The organism is Micromonospora sp. LOL_014 (assembly GCF_048060245.1).
GTDB lineage: Bacteria > Actinomycetota > Actinomycetes > Mycobacteriales > Micromonosporaceae > Micromonospora_E.
In genome coordinates, this window is the sequence record NZ_JBHMIP010000005.1 from 160,167 (window position 1) to 180,544 (window position 20,378).

The window sequence follows — 20,378 nt, forward strand, 5'->3', positions numbered from 1 at the left end:
GGCAGACGCCCCCCTGACCGGCACAAAGACGATCCCGTTGGCGGACCGACGTCCGCCAACGGGATCAGAAACGACAGCCGGCCCCGGGCCGGCGCGCGTCACGCCTCAGTGCACCGTGACCGTCGGCCCAGGAAGAAGCTCACGCATCTCCTCCGGCAACTCGGCACCCGTCTCCTCGGCGATCCGTAGCGCCTCCTCCACCAGGGTCTCCACGATCTGCGACTCCGGCACCGTCTTGATCACTTCACCCTTGACGAAAATTTGACCCTTGCCGTTGCCGGACGCCACCCCGAGGTCGGCCTCCCGAGCCTCACCCGGCCCGTTCACCACGCAACCCATCACCGCCACCCGCAGCGGCGCCGGAAACCCGTCCAGCGCGGCGGTCACCTGGTCGGCCAGGGTGTACACGTCCACCTGCGCCCGCCCGCAGGACGGGCAGGAAACGATCTCCAGGCCCCGCTCACGCAACCCGAGCGACTCCAGGATCGCCGTACCGACCTTGATCTCCTCCACCGGCGGCGCGGACAGGGACACCCGGATGGTGTCGCCGATCCCTTCGGCCAGCAGCGCGCCGAACGCCACCGCCGACTTCACCGTGCCCTGGAACGCCGGGCCGGCCTCGGTCACCCCGAGGTGCAGCGGATAGTCGCACTGCTCGGCCAGCAGCCGGTACGCCCGGATCATCACCACCGGGTCGTTGTGCTTGACCGAAATCTTGATGTCCCGGAAGTCGTGCTCCTCAAACAGCGAACACTCCCACAACGCCGACTCCACCAGCGCTTCGGCGGTCGCCTTGCCATGCTTGGCCAGCAACCGCTTGTCCAGTGAACCGGCGTTGACGCCGATCCGGATCGGGGTTCCGGCCGCCGACGCCGCCTTGGCGATCTCGGCCACCTTGTCGTCGAACTGCCGGATGTTGCCCGGGTTGACCCGTACCGCCGCGCAGCCGGCGTCGATCGCCGCGAAGACGTACTTCGGCTGGAAGTGGATGTCGGCGATCACCGGGATCTGCGACTTACGGGCGATCGTCGGCAACGCGTCCGCGTCGTCCTGCGACGGCACGGCGACCCGCACGATCTGGCAGCCGGACGCGGTCAGCTCGGCGATCTGCTGCAGGGTGGCGTTGATGTCCGAGGTCACCGTGGTGGTCATCGACTGTACGGAGACCGGCGCACCGCCACCCACCGGCACCGGACCGACCATGATCCGCCGGCTGGCCCGGCGCGACGCCAACGGCGGCGGCGGCACTGCGGGCACGCCCAGACTGACTGCGGTCACTTCAACTCACCTCGAGAACAGCGTGATCGGGTTGACCACGTCCGCGGTGATGGTCAGCAGCGTGAACGCGCCACCGATCAGCAGAACCGCGTACGTGAGTGGCATCAGTTTGAAATAGTCGACCCGGCCCGGATCGGGCCGGCCGAGCACCGCGTACAGCCAGGACCTGGCCTTCTCGAACCAGGCAATCGCGATGTGCCCGCCGTCCAACGGCAGCAGCGGCAGCAGATTGAACACCCCGACGAAGAAATTCAGCGAGATGAACAGCAGCACGAACAGCTCCCAGGCGTCGTTGGCCACCGCCTCCCCGCCGAGCCGGCTGGCACCGACCACGCTGATCGGGGTGTCGATGTCGCGCTCCGCGCCGGTGATCGACGCCCACAGCGCCGGGATCTTCTCCGGGATCCGCATCATCGCCTCGACGGTGCCGACCGCCATCTGGCGCAGGTAGTCGCCGGTCGCGCCGAACGCCTCGATCGGCCCGTACGTCACCATGCCCGGCTTCTCGATCCGCAACCCGACACCGAGCGCGGCGACCGTACTCAACGGGCCTTCGTCGGTGCCCAGCTCGGGACGCTGCACCGCGGCGAGCTCCGCCTCGACGGTGCCGGTCGTCCCGTCCCGCTCGTAGCGGACGGTCGCCGGCCCCGGATCGGCACCCCGGATCGCCTCCAGCATGTCACCCCAGGTGTCGACCGGGGTGCCGCTCACCGCGAGGATCCGGTCGCCGTCGCGCAGGCCCGCCTGCGCGGCCGGGCTGGCCGGGTCGCCGGCCTCGCAGGCACGGGCCACGTACTCGACGACCACACAGTCGGTGACCGCGACCACCGCCGGCTCCTGACGGGCCTGCTCCTCGGTGGCGGGGAAGTCCGGGTTCGGCAAACCCATGAAGACCGCAGCCAGCCAGAGGGCGACGATCGCCAGCCCGAAGTGGGTCACCGAACCGGCGGACATCACCACCGTCCGCTTCCACACCGGGAAGCGCCACATCACCCGGGACTCGTCGGCGGGTGCCACGTCGTCGTCCTGCGGGGTCATGCCGACGATCTTGCAGAAGCCACCCAGCGGGATGGCCTTGAGGCCATACTCGGTCTCACCGCGCCGGAACGACCAGATGGTCGGGCCGAAACCGACGAAGTACCGGGTCACCTTCATCCCGAACTTCTTCGCGGTCACCATGTGACCGGCCTCGTGCAGGCTGACCGAGATGAGAATCGCGAGGGCGAAGAGAACCACCCCGAGCAGGTACGCCATCAAGCTCCCTCCGCCGATGCACCGATCAGCTCATGCGCCCGGGTTCGCGCCCAGGATTCCGCAGTGAGCACATCGTCGACCGTACCCGGTTCACCAAAATCCGGTGCCGACTGCAGCACCCGCTCCACCGTGTCGACGATGCCGAGGAACGGTAGCCTGCCGGCGACGAACGCCGCCACGCACTCCTCGTTCGCGGCGTTGTAGACCGCCGGCCGGCAGCGGCCGTCCGCGCCGGCCTGCTTGGCCAGCGCCACCGCCGGGAACGACGTCTCGTCGAGCGGGGCGAACTCCCAACTCTGCGCCCGGGTCCAGTCGACCGGGGCGGCCGCCGCCGGCACCCGGGCCGGCCAGCCCAGGGCCAGCGCGATCGGCAGTCGCATGTCCGGTGGGCTGGCCTGGGCGATCGTTGAACCGTCCACGAACTCCACCATCGAATGGATCACCGACTGCGGGTGGACCACCACCTCGATCCTCGGGTACGGGATGCCGAACAGTTCGTGCGCCTCGATGATCTCCAGGCCCTTGTTCACCAACGTCGCCGAGTTGATCGTGATGACCGGGCCCATGTTCCAGGTCGGGTGGGCCATCGCCTGCTCCGGGGTGACCTCGGTCAGCTCGGCGCGCGCCCGCCCCCGGAACGGGCCGCCGCTCGCCGTCACCACCAGCTTGCGCACCTCGTCGGCGGCACCGGAGCGCAGGCACTGGGCGAGCGCCGAGTGCTCGGAATCCACCGGCACGATCTGGTCCGGGCGCTGGATCGCCGCCCGCACGATCGGGCCGCCGGCGATCAGCGACTCCTTGTTGGCCAGCGCCAGGGTCCGACCGGCCCGCAACGCCGCCAACGTCGGGGCCAGCCCCCGGGAGCCGTCCACCCCGTTGAGCACCACGTCGCACGGCCACTCGGCGAGTTCGGCCATCGCCGACGGGCCGGCCAGGATCTTCGGAATTCGGAACCCACCGGTCGGGTAGCCGCGCCGGGACGCCTCGGCGTAGAAGGCGAGCTGCAGGTCCTGCGCCGCCGAGGCCCGGGCCACCGCCACCACCTCGACCTGCAACTGCAGTGCCTGTACGGCGAGCAACTCGACGTTGCCGCCGCCGGCACCGAGCCCGACGATGCGGAACCGGTCAGGGCTGCGGGTGACGATGTCGACCGCCTGGGTGCCGATCGAGCCGGTGGAGCCGAGCAGGACGATATCCCGTGGGGAGGAAGTCACCGACTCATTGTCCCGTAGCGGCGCAGCCGCCCGGACACCGCGTCACCGTACGCCGTCGTCGGCCTCGTCGAGCAGATCGGCCGGATCGATGGTGAACTCGAACGGCTCCTTCATCACGAACGTGGTCCCGGCCGCAGCCGCCGCCACCGGCCGGTACTCCCCGTCGCTCAGCTCGTGCAACACCAGCGCCGGCACTCGGTTCCGAAGATCCACTCGGAGGAACCAGGCAACGCCGGCTGCGGCGTACTGCCGGGGCCGGTCGATCACGTCCTTGCGCCGGTTGCCGCGCGACACGATCTCGCCCAGCAGTACGGCGTCCGCCACGTCAACGGTCGTCCTGCCGCCACCGGACGTCCGCAGCACGACCAGGTCGGGTATGAACAGGTCAGCCCCGGAAACCACGTTGATCTCCGGATAGGCCCATAGGCCGGCCCTGCGCGCAGCCCGATGCAGCAGGTAGGAAAGCTCTCGCTCGACCGACTGGTGGTCAACTCCGGCATATGGTGTCACGATCACGCTCCCGCTGAGGACCTCGACCTTGGGACCATTGGTCTCCGGCAACAGGTCAAGGGCGAGCTGCGCGGTCCACGGCTCGTCGAAATCGCCGAGTACGTCGAACGACGGCTCACGCCGCGGCTCCGGATCGGGCACGAATGCCGGCTGTGCCAACGTGCTCACCCCTTTCCGCGGGACATGATGCACCGACCAGACTAGCCGCGCCGCCCCGCCACGGCGGCGCACCGGGCCATGTCGGCAAGCCAACCGCCGCCGGACCGGACGGCCACCCCGCGCCGGCCGACCGCCCGTACGGGAGTGGCGACCGCCCCGGTGGGGAATGCTGAGGGACATGGTCTCCCGAGGTCGCCGGCTCGTCCGGGCAGCGTTCCGGCCGCTGCGCGGGCGGGACCTGTCATTGCACGCCGCCTCGATCACCTTCTTCGGCGCGATCGCGGTCGTCCCGGTGGTGCTGCTGGCGATCTGGCTGACCGGACTGTTCGCCGGTGCGGGCCGGATCCGCCGGCTCACCGACCCGGCGATCGACACCCTGCCCGGACAGCTCGGCGCCGACCGGGCCGCCGCCGCCCTGATCGACGCCGGCCTGCACCTTACCCCGGTGCTGGCGCTGGCCGCCGTGCTGCCCGCCTCGCTGTACGGCGAAGGGCTGCGCCGAGCGTTCGTGTCGGTGGCACCACCGCCGGAGCCGGCCGAGTCGATGGTCGGCTGGCGGGGCCGGGTGCTGCTGCTGCCGCTGCTCGGCGCAGCACCGGCGCTGATGCTGCTGGTGCTGCTGGCCCTACCGTCGGCCGCCGGGCTGTTCGCCCGGGGCGGCTGGGCCGGCGCGCTCGGGGTGGTGGTGTCGTTCCTGGCCGTCTGGCTGGGGCTGAGCCCAGTGCTGGTGTGGGTGTTCCGGGTGGTCGGGCCAGGCAAACCGGACTGGCTGGCCACGGTCGCGGTCGGCTCGTTCACCGCCGCCAACCTGTCCGGTTTCCTGCACGGGTTCATCCTGTTCTGCTCGCTGCCGCTGGACCTCGGGGTGCCGTTCGGCGGGCTCGACCAGGTCGGCGCGGCGGTCGCGGTGCTGCTCTGGCTCTACCTGCTGCACGTGATCGTGCTGGCCGGCTACTCCGCCACGCTGGCGTTCAGCCGGTGGCGCCGTCGGCGCCGGCACCGGAGCCGACCGATGCCAACTGCGGCTGCGCCGGGGTCTCGTGCAGCCCGAACCGGCGGTACAGCCGGCCCAACGGACCCGGCGCCCACCAGTTCCACCGACCCAGCAGCCGCATCGTCGCCGGCACCAGCAGCACCCGCACCAGGGTCGCGTCGACGACGATCGCCACGATCATCCCAACCCCGATCAGCTTGATGAACGAGATGCCGCCGGTGGCGAAGCCGGCCACCACCACGATCAGCAGCAGTGCGGCGGCGGTGATGATCCGTCCGGTGTGCTGCAGCCCGGCGGCGACCGACGCGGTGTTGTCGCCGGTGCGGTCCCACTCCTCCCGCACCCGCGACAGCAGGAACACCTCGTAGTCCGTCGCCAGACCGAACAGCACCGCCAACATCAGGATCGGGTTGGTCGGATCGATGAACCCGGTCGGGGTGAAGCCGAGCCAGTCGGCGAAGTGCCCGTCCTGGAACACCCAGACCACCACGCCGAACGAGGCGCCGATCGACACCAGGTTCATCAGTACCGCCTTGACCGGCAACACCACCGAGCCGAACGCCAGGAACAGCAGCACCATGGTGGCGGTGGCCATCAGCAGCGCCATCCACGGCAGGTAGCTGCCGAGGCTGTCCAGCATGTCGATGTCTGCGGCGGTGCGGCCGCCGACGAGGACCTCGGCCCCGGCCGGGGGCGGCAGGTGGCGGATGGCCCGAACCAGTGCCTCGGCCTCGTCGCCGGTCGGCTCGCCGACGTAGCTGACCCGGATCAGCGCCGAGGTGTCGCGTACCGCCGCGATCTGGGCACCGGTGGCGCCCGGCAGCCCGGCGATGTCCTCGGCGAAGGCCTGCACCAAGTCGGGGCCGGCGCCGGAGACCAGCACCTCGATCGGGCCGATGCTGGCGCCGTCGGGGAACTCCCCGGCGATCGTCTCGGCCACCACCCGCGACTGCGCACCGGCCGGCAACACCCGCTCGTCGAAGCCACCGAACTCGGCCCGCAGGAACGGGGTGGCCAGCAGCAGCAGCCCGACCACCACGACGGTGGCGTAGCGCACCGGACGCCGCATCACGCTGCGGGCGATCCGGGCCCAGGCGCCGGCCCGGCCGGCCTCCCCCGGCGGTGGCGGCACCGCCCGGCGGCGCCACGGCAACGGTACGGTGAGCGCGTTGATCCGCGGGCCGAGCACCGCCAACAGGGCGGGTAGCGCGGTCACCGAGGCGAGCATGGCGACCAGCACCGCGGCCATCCCGCCGAAGCCGATCCCGGTCAGGAACGGCTGCGGGAAGATCAGCAGGCTGATCAGCGAGGTACCGATGATCAGGCCGGAGACCGCGACGGTACGCCCGGCGGTGGCGACCGTGCGCACCAGCGCTTCCGGGGTCGGGTGGCCGGCGGCCAACTCCTCCCGGAACCGGCTGACCACGAAAAGCGCATAGTCGATCGCCATGCCCAGCCCGATCAGGGTGATCACGTTGATCGCGAACACCGAAACCTCGGTGGCCAGGGTGAGGGCCCGGACCGCCACGAACGCGCCGAGGATGGCGAGCACGCCGACCAGCAGCGGCATCGACGCCGCGACCAGCCCACCGAAGATCAGCACCAGCAGCACCAGCAGGATCGGCAGGGCGATCAGCTCGGCCCGGGTGATGTCCCGGATGGTCTGCTCGTTGGCCTGGTCGAGGAACGGCACGGCACCGCCGGCCCGAGTGGTCAGCCCCGGCGCGTCCAGCAGCGGTCGGATCTGCTCGAAGGCGGCGGTCTTGGCGTCCTCGTCGTCGCCGGCGAGCTGGACCAGGGCGTAGGTGGCCAGCCGGTCGGTGGCGACCAGCGCCGGTGACTCGGTGTCGTAGTAGCTGGTGACACTGGTCACCTCCGGCCGGGTGGCCAGCGACGCCAGGGTCTCGGTGACCGGCTCGCGGAACGCCGGGTCGTCGACGGTGGCCGTGTCACTGCGGTACAGCACCAGCACGTCGACGTCCTGGTTGCCCAGCTCGGCGTTGATCCGCTCCCGGGCCTGCGTCGACTCGGCCGCCGGGTCGGCGAAACCGCCACCGGAGACCGCCCCGAACAGGCCGGTCCCCCAGGTCACTCCGACGACGACCAGCAACGCGGCGGCGGCCAGCACCACCCATCGCAACCGGACCACGGTCCGTCCCCACCATGCGAACACGTCTCGACAATCGCAGGCCCATCATGGACGCCGCACGGCGACTAGGGTCGGGACATGGGTACGTCACAGTCTCCGGCACCGCGACCCGACACGTCGGACCGCGCGGACCTGCCCAACACGGCCGGCCTGCCGGCCCGGGCCGACGTGGTCGTCATCGGGTCCGGGCACAACGGTCTGGTCGCGGCGGTCCTGCTGGCCCGGGCCGGGCTGAACGTGCTGGTGCTGGAGGCGGCCGAGGTGATCGGCGGCGCCACCCGCACCGAGCAGCCGTTCACCCGGGTGCCAGGGCTGCGCCACTCGACCGGCTCGTACCTGCTCGGGCTGATGCCGCCGGAACTGCTGGCCACCCTCGACGTGACCATCCCGGTGCTGCGCCGCGACCCGCACTACTTCCTGCCCACCCCGGGTGGGCCGGGGTCGCCGTACCTGCTGTTCGGCACGGACCGGGCCGCGACCCGGGCGCAGATGGCGGCGACTCTCTCCGCCGCCGACGTGGCCGCCGACGACGCCATGCAGGCCGAACTGGCGGCGCTACGCGACGACCTGGCACCGGCCTGGCTGGCCGAGCCGCTGCCGGTCGAGCAGACCGCGCAGCGCTACGTCCGCCCGGCGCTGCGGCAGGTCTTCATCGACCTGGTCCGCGGCTCGGTCGCCGACTACCTGGCCCGCTTCGAGTTCCGCTCCGAGCTGCTGGTCGCCATGTACGCCGTCACCGACGGGCTGAGCGGGCTGACCGCCGGCCCGGACGATCCCGCCACCGGCCATAACTTCCTGGTCCACAACATGTGCCGGCTGCCCGGCGCGGATGGCACCTGGATGATCGCCGCCGGCGGGATGGGCACCGTGTCGCGGACCTTCGCCGACGCCGCCCGAGCCGCCGGGGCGCGGATCGTCACCGACACACCGGTCACCGGGATCACCGTGGACGCCGGCAACGCCAGCGGCGTCGTCGTCGCCGACGGCCGGTCGGTCGCCGCCGAGGTGGTGCTCGGTGCCTGCGACCCGTACCGGCTGCTGGAGCTGGCCCCCGACGGCGCGCTGCCGGCCATGTTGACCGACCGGATGGCCGCCACCCGCCGGCCGGGCAGCACGTTGAAGGTCAACCTGGCGCTGACCGGGCTGCCCCGGTTCAGCTGCCTGCCGGACGCCGCGCCCAGCCCGTTCGGGGCCACCATCCATCTGCTGCCCGGGTCGGCGTCGCTGCTGCCCGGCGGCGGCGAGTCGCCGATGACCGCGCTGCGGGCGATGTGGGCCGATGTGCGGGCCGGCCGGCTGCCGGCCGAGCCAACCATCGAGTGGTACCTGCATACCACGGCCGACCCGTCACTGCGCGACGCCGCCGGACATCACTCGTCGGCGTTGTTCGTCCAGTCGGTGCCGTGGCAGCCGACGGGTTCGTCGTGGTCGACCGAACTGCCCGGGTACGTCGAACAGCTGCTGGCCGTCTGCGACCGGTACGCGCCGGGCACCAGCACGCTGGTCGCCGACGCGGTGCCGCTCGCCCCACCCGGCATCGAGGCGCACTTCGGCATCACCGGCGGGCACATCCACCACGTGGACAACACCGTGTCGTTCACCGACCGGATGCCGTACGCCACCGGGCTGCCCGGCCTGTACGCGGGCAGCGCCGGCTGTCACCCGGCGGGCAGTGTGATCGGCGCCGCCGGGCACAACGCCGCCCGGCGGATCCTCACCGACCTGGGGCGCGGCGGACGTTAGGCGCGGCGGTCCCCAGGCCGTCGGCGCCAGGCAGGTGCTAGGCCTGCGCCGCCGGCTCGCCGGCCGGGATCTGGCACTCCGCCGGTGCCGGAGTGCCCGCCCGGCGGGCCCGGATCTCGTGCCCTACGCTGGTCAGGCACCGCCCGCTGGTCAGGTCGAACCGCCAACCGTGCAGCTGGCAGGTGAGCTGATCGCCGTCGATGATGCCGAACCGGGTCAGGTCGGCCTTCAGGTGCGGGCAGCGGCGCTGCACGATCCAGTCACCTATCTTGACGTCCTCGGCGTCCGGGCGTTGCTCGGCGTACCAGCCCTCGGCGTACTGCAGCCGCTCAGTGGACAGGCACTTGAAAAAGGCGTAGACGAACTCGTTGTACTGGCCGATCCGCGCGGCGGAGAACCGGCAGGACAGGAAGAGCGAGTTGACCCAGTCGACCTCGCCGGTGTGCAGCAGGTGCTCCACCAGTGCCCGGTCGGTGCGGAACCGGTAGCGGACCTTCTCGTCGGCGTACGGCCGCACCTGCTTGCCGGGGAAGTCCACCACGATCGACTCGACCGACTCGCCGTCGTAGTCGACCAGGTCGAACCGGACCGGGCCGCCGACCCCTTTGGCCAGGTAGACCGACTCCTCCAGCAACGGCTCGATACGACGTTTCATCTCGCCCAGTACGTCAATCTCCGGGTGCCGCCAGGAGGCCTTCTCGGCCTCGATGACCGGGCGCTTGCGCTCCCGCATCTCAACCAGGTGGGCCTGCTTGTTGGCGAAGAACTCGTCGACCGGCTGCGGGTGCGTGGTGCGGCAGTCGTCGGCGGTGACCTCGGCGACCGAACCGGGCAGGAGCACCACTCCGTTGGTGCCGCCGACCTTTGTGTACTCGGACAGGAAGACCTGCTGGTCGGGGAAGATGTTGCCCTCGTCGCCGTGGATGTCGTTGAACTGCCACAGCGCGTCGTCGAGGAAGCAGGGCGGCCCGGCGATCGGAAAGACGTACGATGCCTTTAGATCATCGATGTACCGCCAGGTGCGATCGAACTGGCGCTCCCGTTTCTGCTTGCCGAAGGCGGTCTTGGCGTTGGTGGGCAGCTCGTAGACCATCGGGTACCAGATGGCGCCGGAGAACTGCAGCAGGTGGGCGTGCACGTGGCCGAGTGCGGCGAAGACCGACAGATCGGTGGGACGGGCGTCGTTCTGGTTGAGCAGTCGGATGCCGTCGTGTTCGACCCACAACGACGAGTCACCGATCGGGCCGTCGGTCGGGCTGGTCAACGCCTGGATCATGACGTTGAGGCCGCCGTCCAGCTCGACCACCTCGTTGGTCTTTGTCCGTAGAAAGCTGGTGAAGCCGAGCTCACGCAGCTCGTCCTCCAGCTCCGAGGTGGGGTACTCGGGCAGCAGCACGGTCGCCTTCTTCGACACGAAGTGCTTGAGGTGCGCCGCGTCGAAATGGTCCCGGTGCAGGTGGGAGACGTACAGATAGTCGACCTGTCCGAGGGATTCCCAGTCCAACTGGGAGTTGTCCGGAAAGGGAAACCATGAGGCGAAGTAGGCCGGGTTGACCCACGGGTCGCACAGGATGCTGCCCGCAGCCGTGTCGATCCGCATACTGGCGTGCCCGGTTCCCGTCAGTCGCACCGTACAGACCCCCTCGGTCACAAGCGATGTGTACGCCGGAAACGCTACCGGAGGCAGCAGTCGCCCCGGCTGGCGACGTCCGGATCCACCAGCTCCCGCACGGGTCCCACGGCGGGGTCGCGATGCCGCGCCCGCCGGCACCATGCCAGACTGGGCGGGATCCATGCGAGTGACCGGGCTCCGTTCATCGGAACGGGCCGGTTCGAGAGGAGGACCAGCCGTGGCCGGAACCGAGCCGGTGACCTCACCCGACCAGCACAAGCCGGGCCATCGCAAGTTGGGGCGGATCGGTGCTGTCGTTTCAGCGTTGGTGTTGCTCTCCATGCTGATCGGCAACCATGAGGGCCGCGTCGAGGACATCTGGCTGATCGGCCTGGCCGTTGGACTGCTGGCCATCGTTGTCGGCGACGCCGTGCTACGACGCAACGGCTTGCGTTCCTGACCGGGCCCGGGCCGCACCGCTGGCGCTGATCCGGCGCCTGACCGCTGGCGCTGATCCAGCCAAGGGCGGCCGCAGCCGGCGGTCACCGGCCGCGCTGCAGGATGTCCTGTACCTCCTTCAGTGCGGCGTCGACCTCGGCCTCGAAGTAGCCGCCGGTGACCAGCCCGAACTGCACCGTGTCGAGTTCCGCCGTGTCCACCGGCATCGGTCCCCGGCCGGCCATCGCGGTAAGGAGTTCCTCGAACAGCCGGTCCACCTGCGCCGGGTCGTAGCCGCTGCCGAACCGGCGGACCTGGAAGGTCCGCCGGATCTGGTCCACCCGCTGCAGGCTGCCACCACCGGACGGTCCCGCCGGTCCGCCCGGCAGGTGGCCGGGGCTGCCCGGCCCACCCGGGTAGCCGGCGACGCCTGGCTGACCCGGCATCGCCGGGCGGCCGCCCGCCATGCCCTGGTGGCCACCGCCGGGAGGGCCGCCCATGCCGGGGTGGCCGCCAGCCATCCCAGGGTGGCCGCCGGGGGAACCACCCATGCCGGGATGGCCGGGGTGTCCACCTGGCGGCGGACCGGACGGGCCAGATCGCCGATCCGGGAAGTAGACCTCGGCCGTCATGTCGGCCTTGCCATGCCGGCCCTGCTCGAAGCCGTCGAACCGACCGTCCGGGCCGGGACCGAAGCCGCGGTGCGGCCCGCCCGGTGCCGGGACCGGCGGGCCGCCTGCCGGAGCTCCCGGCGGGTAGCTGCCCCGGGGGTCCTCGTAGCGGCCGTAACTGCCGGTCGGCTGGTCGGCGTAGTGGCCGTACGGATCGGGGGCCGGCCCCGGCTGACCGGGCATCGGCCCCGGCTGACCGGGCATCGGCCCCGGCTGACCGGGCATCGGCCGCGGCGGCAGCGCGGCGGCGGCCGACGGCACGGGACGATCGTCACGCCCGGCCGGGGTCAGCCGGTCGGGGCGGCCGGCACGGGTGTCCGCGCCACGACCGGCTGGGCCACGCTCCTCCAGCTCGGTCAGCTGTCGTTCCACCCGGTCCAGGTGCAGGTCGACCTGCCATTCGTCGTAGCCGTTGAACCGGACTCTGAATACGACATCGTGCACTTCCTGTGCGGAAACCGGTGACCCCACCGGCTCGCCGGCGAGTGTGGCCTCGACACGGTCGAGGAAGGCATCCACTTCGTCGACCTTGTAGCCCCGACGAAGCGCCCGGCGCCGGAAGCGCTGTCCCTGACTCGCCACTACGTCTCCTGATTCACTCGCTGATCACACCGGTAGCTCACGACGCCGTCTCAGCGGCCACGAGCTGCCCGCATGCTCCGTCGATCTCCCGGCCCCGGGTGTCGCGGACGGTCACCGCGACGCCGGCTGTACGCAGCCGACGAACGAATTCCCGCTCGATCGGCTTGGGACTGGCGTCCCAACGACTGCCCGGAGTCGGATTGAGCGGAATAAGATTCACATGGGCCATGCGACCAGCCAGCAATCGACCCAGCAGATCGGCTCGCCATGGCTGGTCGTTCACATCCCGGATCATCGCGTACTCGATGGACACCCGCCGACCTGTACGGTCCGCGTATTCCCACGCGGCGTCCAGGACTTCGGCGACCTTCCACCGTTGGTTGACTGGCACGAGTTCGTCGCGCAGATCATCATCGGGCGCATGCAACGACAGCGCAAGAGTTACCGATAGGTCTTCCCCGGCGAGACGGCGCATCGCCGGCACCAGTCCGACGGTCGAGACGGTCACATGCCGCTGCGACAGGCCCAGCCCTTCCGGTGGTGGCGCGCAGAGCCGGCGGACGGCGGCGATCACCCGGCCGTAGTTGGCCAACGGTTCGCCCATCCCCATGAAGACGACGTGCGACAGCCGGGGCGGTGACCCGGTGACGCCACCCGCCGCGGCTACTCCCGCGAGGTGGACGACCTGGTCGATGATCTCCGCGGTGGACAGGTTTCGGGTCAGCCCGGCCTGACCGGTGGCGCAGAACGGACAGGCCATCCCGCACCCGGCCTGGCTGGACACGCAGACGGTCACCCGGTCCGGGTAACCCATCAACACGCTCTCCACCAGGGCTCCGTCGTGCAACCGCCAGAGCGCCTTGCGGGTGGCACCGCTGTCACACGCGTCTTCGCGCACCGGAGTGAGCAGGGTCGGCAACAGCCGCTCGGCGACCCCGGCCCGGGCGGCGGCCGGCAGATCCGTCATCGCCTGCGGGTCCCGGGTCAGCCGGCCGAAGTAGTGCGTCGAGATCTGCTTCGCCCGGTACGCGGGCTGGCCGAGCCCGGCCAGCAGCGTCTGCCGCTGGCCGAGATCGAGATCGGCCAGGTGCTGGGGCGGCAGGGCGGGGCGACCGTCGGACGCGGCGGTCACCGGACGGCTCGGGGTCAGTGGCAGACTTCTCATGGCAGGACCAGTCTCCCACGATCCCGCCGTGGCCAGCTCGCCACGGTGGGCGAATCGACCGGCCACCCCCTTCTGAACGACCGCTCAGCCGGCCAACGCGATCAACGACAGCACGAGGTAGGAGACCGGCAACGCGAACAGGATCGAGTCGAGCCGGTCCATCAGCCCGCCGTGTCCGGGTAGCAGGTTGCTCATGTCCTTGACCCCGAGATCCCGCTTGAGCATGGACTCGCCGAGGTCCCCCAGCACAGCCGCGACCGACACCGCCACGCCGAACAGCGCCCCCCACAGCGGCATGACGTCGAGCAACAGAAACAGCAGCACCGCGCTGCCGATCCCGGCGGCGGCCACCGACCCGGCGAAGCCTTCCCAGGACTTCTTCGGGCTGATCGTCGGTGCCATCCGGTGCCTGCCGTAGAAGACGCCAGCGGCATAGCCACCGGTATCGGAGAGGATCACCGCGGCCAGGGTGACCAGAATCTGCAGGTCGCCGTCCGGCCGACTGGCCAGCAACGCGGCGAAACCGCCCAGAAACGGGACGTAGACCGTGATCAGCGTGGCCGTGGCCGCGTCCCGCTGATACCCGGACGGTCCGTCGCCCAGCCGCCAGATCAGCATCGCCAGGACCGTCACCAGCAGCCCGAGCGCCAGAGCATCCGGGCCGATCCGCCAGGCCAGCACGGACATCAGCGCGCCACCGGCAAGCAACGGGGTCATCGGCGGGCGGGCGCCGCTGGTGCGCACCGCTCGGATCATCTCCCAGGTGCCCAGGCTGACGGCGGCCAGCAGGACGACCAGGAAGGCTGGCCGCCACAGGAACAACGAACCGAGCACCACGACGACCAGCCCGAGGCCGACGCCGATGGCGGCCGGCAGATCTCGACCGGCTGACGGCCGACGGTCGGCAGCCGGCGATGCGTTCCCGGTTTCGCCGGACGGATTCTGACCGGCCCGACGAGAGCCGGTCGGCTCCGGCAGCGGCTGATCCGGGTCGGAGCGCTCGGTCGCCGGCCGGGCCGGACCAGACCGGCCGGATCGACGGCGTCGCGCGCCGGCCCGCCGACGCGCTGCCGAGCTGTCGGGCCCGACCTGCGGGTCCGGGTCCGTCGACGGCTCTGTCTGCTCGCCGTCCCGGTACCCGGTCGACCAGTGACCGTTGCCGGTCGGCGCGCCGGCTTGGGGCAGACCGCCGTTGCCGAGGTGGGAACCGGCATTCGGGAAATCCCCGGTACCGGTGTACGGCCCAGTGGGGAGGGGACCGCCATGGGCCGCACCCCCGTACGCGGCGCCCCCGTAACCGGCGGTACCGTAACCGGCGCCGGGCACTCCGTTCGGGCCGCCGTACGGCTGGGACCGCTCGGCCAGCGGGTGGCCGTTACGGGTCTCCGGAGCTGACGGTTCGGGCGCGGCGCCGGGGTGCCGCGCCCTCGTTCGAGCGTCCGGTTGATCGCCGCCAGCGGTCTCGGGGTAGGACATCAGACCTCGAGCAGCTCGGTTTCCTTGTGTTTGACCAGATCGTCGACGCTGGACACGTACCGGTGGGTGAGATCGTCCAGTTCCTTCTCGGCCCGGCGTCCCTCGTCCTCGCCGGCCTCGCCGTCCTTGACGATGCGGTCGAGTTCTTCCTTGGCCTTGCGACGGACGTTGCGGATGGCGACCTTGGCGTCCTCGCCCTTGCCGCGCGCCACCTTGATCATCTCTCGCCGGCGGTCCTCGGTCATCTGCGGCAGCAGGATCCGGAGCTGGGTCCCCTCGTTGTTGGGGTTGACTCCGAGGTCCGAGTCGCGGATCGCCTTCTCCATCGCGGCGAGCTGCGACATGTCGTACGGCTTGACGATGGCCATCCGCGGCTCGGGCACCCCGACGGATGCCATCTGGGTGATCGGCGTCGGGGTTCCGTAGTAGTCAAGCACGATGCGGGAAAACATCGCCGGAGTGGCCCGACCGGTCCTGATCGCGCCCAACTCCTCCTTGGCGTGCTCGACGGCGCGCTCCATCTTCTCCTCTGCTTCGAGCAGAGTCTCCTCGATCACCTGTTCCGTCGCCTCCTTCTGATGGTCCGGTGTCCCTGCTGGCACCTGCCGGTACGGATCCGCCGCACGGTCCGGCCGGTTAGGTCGTGATCAAGGTACCGATGCGCTCGCCGGCGACTGCGCGCACGATCGTGTCGTCGCCCTGCGCGCCGAAGACCAACATCGGCAGGTCGTTGTCCATGCAGAGGCTGAACGCGGCGGCGTCGGCGACCCGCAGCCCGCGCCGCAGCGCCTCGGCGAAGGTCACCGTGTCGAGCTTGCTGGCGGTCGGGTCGGTCCGTGGATCGGCGGTGTACACCCCGTCCACGCCGTTCTTGCTCATCAGCACCACGTCGGCGTGGATCTCCAGGGCACGCTGCGCCGAGACGGTGTCGGTGGAGAAGTACGGCATACCGGCGCCCGCGCCAAAGATCACCACACGGCCCTTTTCCAGGTGCCGGATCGCCCGCAGCGGGATGTACGGCTCCGCGACCTGGGCCATCGTGATGGCGCTCTGCACCCGGGTCTCGACGCCTTCCTTCTCCAGGAAGTCCTGCAGGGCCAGGCAGTTCATCACAGTGCCCAGCATGCCCATGTAGTCGGCTCGGGCCCGGTCCATACCGCGCTTCTGCAGCTCGGCACCGCGGAAGAAGTTACCGCCGCCGACCACCACCGAAACCTGGACCCCGAGCCGGGAGACAGTGGCGATCTGCCGGGCGATGTCCTGCACCACATCCGGATCGACGCCGATCGCTCCGCCGCCGAATACCTCTCCGGACAGTTTCAGCACCACCCGCCGGGACCGACCGGGTGGGGGCGCGGTCGGGTCGTCCGCCGCCAGCGTGTGTCCACTCATTACCTGCGTCATCCGACCCGCCCTTCGTTAGCTGCCCTCAGCGCCGCCGTACTCACCCTCGTGCCCACACTACGGAACGAGGAGGCCGTGGTGCCTGTCACGTACACCAACGGCCTCCTCTGTCGATCGATCGTCTCGATCCTCACCGGGGACCTGCCTGCGCGGCCGCCGACCGGCCGACGCGCCGACACCCGGCCCGGACCGGGTCAGGCCTGGCCGACCTCGAACCGGACGAACCCGGTCACATCGATGCCGGCCTCGGCCAGCACCTTCTTGACCGTCTTCTTGTTGTCCGCCACCGAGGCCTGCTCCAGCAGGACGAAGTCCTTGAAAAAGGCGTTCACCCGGCCCTCGATGATCTTCAGCATGGCCGCCTCCGGCTTGCCCTCCTCGCGGGCCGTCTGCTCGGCGATCCGGCGCTCCGACTCGACCGTCTCCGCCGGCACCTCCTCACGGGTGAGGAAGCGCGGCCGCATCGCGGCGATCTGCATCGCCACACCGCGGGCGTCGGCGTCGGCCGCCTCGTCCTCCTTGCCGGAGTACGCCACCAGGACGCCCACCTGCGGCGGCAGGTCCTGCGCCTTGCGGTGCAGATAGACCGTGACGGTGCCGTCGAGCCGGGCGAACCGGTTGAGCACCAGCTTCTCGCCGATCTTGGCGGACTGTTCCTGAACCGCGTCGGCGACCGGCCGACCGTCCGGCAGGGTGGAGCTGAGCAGCGCCTCCGCGTCGGTGGCCTTGATCTGCTCGCCGTGCTCGACCAGCAACTGCGCGAAATCGATGAAGTCGGTGTTCTTCGCGACGAAGTCGGTCTCGCAGTTGAGCTCCAGCAGCGCCGACCCGGCGTGGGCCACCAAGCCGTTCGCGGCGGTGCGGCCGGCCCGCTTGCCGACGTCCTTGGCACCCTTGATCCGCAGAATCTCGACGGCCTTGTCGAAGTCGCCCTCGGCCTCCTGCAGCGCCTTCTTGCAGTCCATCATGCCGGCGCCGGTGAGGTCGCGGAGCTTCTTGACGTCCGCGGCGGTGAAGTTGGACATGACTCTCTCTTCAGTCTCGTCAGACGGCTTGGGTGGTCGTCATTCCGCAGCGGCGGCAGCGGGCTCGTTTTCCTTGCCGGCCGAGGGCTCGTTCTCCTTGTTGGCCGGCCCCTCAAGCAGCTCGCGCTCCCACTCGGGCAGCGGCTCGTCGGTGGCCACGGCGCCCGGCTCCGGCTTCTCCTCGGCACCACGCGACTTGCCGGAACGGGCAATCAGACCATCCGCCACGGCGGTCGCGACGACCCGGGTGAGCAGCTCGGCGGAGCGGATCGCGTCGTCGTTGCCCGGGATCGGGAAATCGACCTCGTCCGGGTCACAGTTGGTGTCGAGCACCGCGATCACCGGAATGCCCAGCTTGCGGGCCTCGTCGACGGCGATGTGCTCCTTCTTCGTGTCGACGACCCAGATCGCCGCCGGCACCTTCTGCATGTCCCGCAGGCCGCCGAGCGTACGGCTGAGCTTGTCCTTCTCCCGGGACAGCTGCAGGGTCTCCTTCTTGGTGTAGCCCTGCGCGGTGCCGGTCAGGTCCAGCGCCTCCAGCTCCTTCATCCGCTGCAGTCGCTTGTACACCGTCTGGAAGTTGGTCAGCATGCCGCCGAGCCAGCGGTGGTTGACGTACGGCTGACCGACCCGGGTCGCCTGCTCGGCGATGGCCTCCTGCGCCTGCTTCTTGGTCCCGACGAACAGGATGTTGCCGCCGTCGGCCACCGTGTTACGGACGAAGGTGTACGCCTTCTCGATGTAGTCGAGGGTCTGGCGCAGGTCGATGATGTAAATGCCGTTACGCTCAGTGAAGATGAACCGCTTCATCTTCGGATTCCAGCGCCGGGTCTGGTGCCCGAAGTGCACACCGCTCTCCAGCAGCTGACGCATGGTCACCACGGCCATGGTGTCTTCTCCCTGTACGTCCCTGGTTGTCACGCCGGCCGGCGGCCGGGCGTCCTGGCGCCCGGTCGGCGGTCATGGTGGGCCTGAATGATCAGGACCAGGGGACCGTCGCCCCCACGGCTGTCGCCGGGGAGAAGGGCGCGCGAGGTCGACCGCACGAGGCGGTCGCCGGTTGTCAAGTGTACGCCCTGCGCCGGGTCACGACCCGGCCAGCCCGCATGGTTCAGCCCGCGAGTCCGGCCACCACGAACAGCAGCAGGCCGACCAGCAGATGCGCGGTCGGTGGACGCAGCCACGCCTCGACCGGGGAACCCACCTTGGTCGCCCCGGTGGCCAGCGCGTAGAGACCGATACCGAACGCGGGCAGTCCGATCATCAGCGCCGTACCGGCGACCACCGCGCCGACCTCGGCCGGATCGGCCAGCGCTCCGTCCAGCAACAGCCGCAACGCCGGCACCTCGAAGATCATCACCAGGACGGCGAACAGGATCCCCAGCGCAGGACGTCGACTGCGGTACACCCCGTCGCTGACTACGCTGCCCACCGGTGCCCGCCGGCCGCCGTACTCCCCCATCGACGGTGGATCACCGGCCGGACGGGGGGTGACCGGCGGCATGAGCCCGGTGGGAATGTCGACCGAACTAGCCGACTCGTCCGGCCGCGCCGGGTCGGACCGCCGACCGGGGTCGGGCCGCCTTGCGGACTCGGACCGGCGGCCGGCATCGACCGTTGGACCCGGCTCCGGCCGGGGCTCCGGGGTCGCGAACGGTGGACCGCTCGCCGGTCCGGGCAGTGCCGACGCCGGCGGAGCAAACGGCGGTGCCGACGCCGGTTCCGGCGCCGCGCGCCGCCGGCCACCTTCCGTCGTATCCGCCCGGGCAGCCCGGGCTGCCCGCAGTTCACCGGTGCTGTCGCCACTGGCGTACCGGCTGGTGCCGCCGAACGGATCGTCACCGAAGCGGTCGCTGCTCGACTCGGTGGATTGCCAGGACGGATCGACGTAGGTGCGCTCGGAGTACCACCGGGGATCGGGGTCGTCCGGATAGTTTCGGTTCGGGTCCACGGACAGGGACCGTATGTCACCGCAACCGCCGCCGCCACTCGGGTCCGCTCCACTGACCTCTCGGGCGATCTTGTACCGGTGCTGGTAGACCGGCGCTAGCAGGTCGGCGGCCGGTGCCCTCGCGGCATCCACAGCAAGCCCGCCGTCCACAACCACGGCGTACCGCACCGGGCGTGAGCCAGCACCGCCGGGCACTTTGCCGGACATGACCAACATCAGGCAGGCCGTCGGCGCCTACGGCGAACGCTGTGCGGTACGGCACCTCGTTGACGCCGGGCTCATCGTCATCGAACGCAACTGGCGCTGTGCGGCCGGCGAGATCGACATCATCGCCCGGCACGCCGACACCATCGTGTTCTGCGAAGTGAAGACCCGACGCAGTGACCGCTACGGCGCGCCGGAGGAAGCGGTCACCGCAGCCAAGGCCCGGCGGATCCGCCGGCTGGCCGCTGGCTGGCTGGCCGCCAACCCGGGACATGGCCGGCGGCCGGTGCGATTCGATCTGATCTGCGTGACCGTCGGTCGGTCCGGCGCGGCCCAGGTCCGGCGCCTGACGGCGGCCTTCTGACCAGCATCGCCCGACCCGTCGGCGTCGCCCGGCAGCCGCCGCCTAGCAGCCGGCGTCAACCGGTTGCCGCGTTGTCCACAGCGGGACCTTCGTCCACAGGCGCGCCCCTGCCCGGCCCGGCGGCCCGGTCGTGGACAGCCACCGTCGTGCCATGAGAAACGACATCCATCGCCCGCCGCGCGCCG

At 70.5% G+C, this 20,378-nt stretch carries 17 protein-coding genes and 1 pseudogene; 4 read left to right on the forward strand and 14 right to left on the reverse strand.

Annotation, left to right across the window (positions count from 1 at the left end):
• Positions 1 to 105: 105 nt before the first annotated feature.
• The 4 genes from ispG to ACFHW1_RS06690 all read right to left on the reverse strand — a co-directional run bounded on the left by ispG (position 106) and on the right by ACFHW1_RS06690 (position 4,415).
• On the reverse strand, positions 106 to 1,278 hold the full coding sequence (gene ispG, locus ACFHW1_RS06675) for a flavodoxin-dependent (E)-4-hydroxy-3-methylbut-2-enyl-diphosphate synthase (RefSeq protein ID WP_416553046.1): 1,173 nt from the start codon (positions 1,276 to 1,278) through the stop codon (positions 106 to 108).
• A 6-nt stretch (positions 1,279 to 1,284) separates the two neighbouring features.
• Entirely contained in the window at positions 1,285 to 2,532 is a 1,248-nt protein-coding gene (locus ACFHW1_RS06680; RefSeq protein ID WP_278167803.1) for a M50 family metallopeptidase, read from the reverse strand.
• On the reverse strand, positions 2,532 to 3,725 hold the full coding sequence (gene dxr, locus ACFHW1_RS06685) for a 1-deoxy-D-xylulose-5-phosphate reductoisomerase (RefSeq protein WP_416568498.1): 1,194 nt from the start codon (positions 3,723 to 3,725) through the stop codon (positions 2,532 to 2,534). The genes ACFHW1_RS06680 and dxr overlap by 1 nt, the downstream gene beginning before the upstream one ends.
• A 63-nt stretch (positions 3,726 to 3,788) precedes the next feature.
• The gene (locus ACFHW1_RS06690) at positions 3,789 to 4,415 is read right to left on the reverse strand and encodes a Uma2 family endonuclease (protein WP_416568469.1); all 627 of its coding nucleotides are present in this window, start codon (positions 4,413 to 4,415) and stop codon (positions 3,789 to 3,791) included.
• Between the two features lie 178 nt (positions 4,416 to 4,593).
• Between ACFHW1_RS06690 and ACFHW1_RS06695 the strand changes: the two are divergent.
• Positions 4,594 to 5,409, forward strand: a pseudogene (locus tag ACFHW1_RS06695) (YhjD/YihY/BrkB family envelope integrity protein); the annotation flags it as partial.
• Here ACFHW1_RS06695 and ACFHW1_RS06700 read toward each other — a convergent pair.
• Positions 5,387 to 7,582: an MMPL family transporter gene (locus ACFHW1_RS06700; protein WP_416568470.1), complete on the reverse strand. Its 2,196-nt coding sequence runs from the start codon at positions 7,580 to 7,582 to the stop codon at positions 5,387 to 5,389. The pseudogene ACFHW1_RS06695 and the gene ACFHW1_RS06700 overlap by 23 nt on opposite strands.
• A 54-nt stretch (positions 7,583 to 7,636) precedes the next feature.
• Here ACFHW1_RS06700 and ACFHW1_RS06705 point away from each other — a divergent pair, with 54 nt between their 5' ends.
• Positions 7,637 to 9,301 carry a phytoene desaturase family protein gene (locus ACFHW1_RS06705; protein ID WP_416553052.1) on the forward strand — a complete coding sequence of 555 codons (1,665 nt, stop codon included), beginning with the start codon at positions 7,637 to 7,639 and terminating at the stop codon, positions 9,299 to 9,301.
• 37 nt (positions 9,302 to 9,338) lie between these two features.
• Here ACFHW1_RS06705 and ACFHW1_RS06710 read toward each other — a convergent pair whose 3' ends face one another.
• The gene (locus ACFHW1_RS06710; RefSeq protein ID WP_416553054.1) at positions 9,339 to 10,931 is read right to left on the reverse strand and encodes a Rieske 2Fe-2S domain-containing protein; all 1,593 of its coding nucleotides are present in this window, start codon (positions 10,929 to 10,931) and stop codon (positions 9,339 to 9,341) included.
• Positions 10,932 to 11,094: 163 nt separating this feature from the next.
• On the opposite strand from ACFHW1_RS06710, the gene ACFHW1_RS06715 reads away from it, so the two are divergent.
• Entirely contained in the window at positions 11,095 to 11,373 is a 279-nt protein-coding gene (locus ACFHW1_RS06715; RefSeq protein ID WP_416553056.1) for a DUF2631 domain-containing protein, read from the forward strand.
• 82 nt (positions 11,374 to 11,455) lie between these two features.
• Here the strand turns inward: ACFHW1_RS06715 and ACFHW1_RS06720 are convergent, their stop codons facing one another.
• From ACFHW1_RS06720 to ACFHW1_RS06755, 8 genes are all read right to left on the reverse strand, one after another.
• On the reverse strand, positions 11,456 to 12,604 hold the full coding sequence (locus tag ACFHW1_RS06720) for a DivIVA domain-containing protein (protein WP_416553058.1): 1,149 nt from the start codon (positions 12,602 to 12,604) through the stop codon (positions 11,456 to 11,458).
• Positions 12,605 to 12,641: 37 nt separating this feature from the next.
• Positions 12,642 to 13,769 (reverse strand): 23S rRNA (adenine(2503)-C(2))-methyltransferase RlmN, encoded by a 1,128-nt coding sequence (gene rlmN / locus ACFHW1_RS06725; RefSeq protein WP_416615070.1) that lies wholly within the window; start codon positions 13,767 to 13,769, stop codon positions 12,642 to 12,644.
• 84 nt (positions 13,770 to 13,853) lie between these two features.
• The gene (locus ACFHW1_RS06730; protein ID WP_416615072.1) at positions 13,854 to 15,245 is read right to left on the reverse strand and encodes a phosphatidate cytidylyltransferase; all 1,392 of its coding nucleotides are present in this window, start codon (positions 15,243 to 15,245) and stop codon (positions 13,854 to 13,856) included.
• A complete protein-coding gene (gene frr, locus ACFHW1_RS06735; RefSeq protein ID WP_123604413.1) occupies positions 15,245 to 15,802 on the reverse strand; it encodes a ribosome recycling factor in 558 nt (185 codons plus the stop codon). Before frr ends, ACFHW1_RS06730 begins: the two co-directional genes overlap by 1 nt.
• A gap of 79 nt (positions 15,803 to 15,881) precedes the next feature.
• Positions 15,882 to 16,649 carry a UMP kinase gene (gene pyrH, locus ACFHW1_RS06740; protein ID WP_370461410.1) on the reverse strand — a complete coding sequence of 256 codons (768 nt, stop codon included), beginning with the start codon at positions 16,647 to 16,649 and terminating at the stop codon, positions 15,882 to 15,884.
• A gap of 194 nt (positions 16,650 to 16,843) precedes the next feature.
• On the reverse strand, positions 16,844 to 17,674 hold the full coding sequence (tsf, locus tag ACFHW1_RS06745) for a translation elongation factor Ts (protein ID WP_416568475.1): 831 nt from the start codon (positions 17,672 to 17,674) through the stop codon (positions 16,844 to 16,846).
• 39 nt (positions 17,675 to 17,713) lie between these two features.
• A complete protein-coding gene (gene rpsB, locus ACFHW1_RS06750) occupies positions 17,714 to 18,562 on the reverse strand; it encodes a 30S ribosomal protein S2 (RefSeq protein ID WP_416553065.1) in 849 nt (282 codons plus the stop codon).
• 223 nt (positions 18,563 to 18,785) lie between these two features.
• Positions 18,786 to 19,625, reverse strand: coding sequence for a hypothetical protein (locus ACFHW1_RS06755; RefSeq protein WP_416615073.1), 840 nt, complete (start codon positions 19,623 to 19,625; stop codon positions 18,786 to 18,788).
• A gap of 205 nt (positions 19,626 to 19,830) precedes the next feature.
• On the opposite strand from ACFHW1_RS06755, the gene ACFHW1_RS06760 reads away from it, so the two are divergent.
• Complete coding sequence (locus tag ACFHW1_RS06760) at positions 19,831 to 20,193, forward strand: YraN family protein (RefSeq protein ID WP_416553068.1); 363 nt, start codon at positions 19,831 to 19,833, stop codon at positions 20,191 to 20,193.
• Positions 20,194 to 20,378 lie beyond the last annotated feature (185 nt).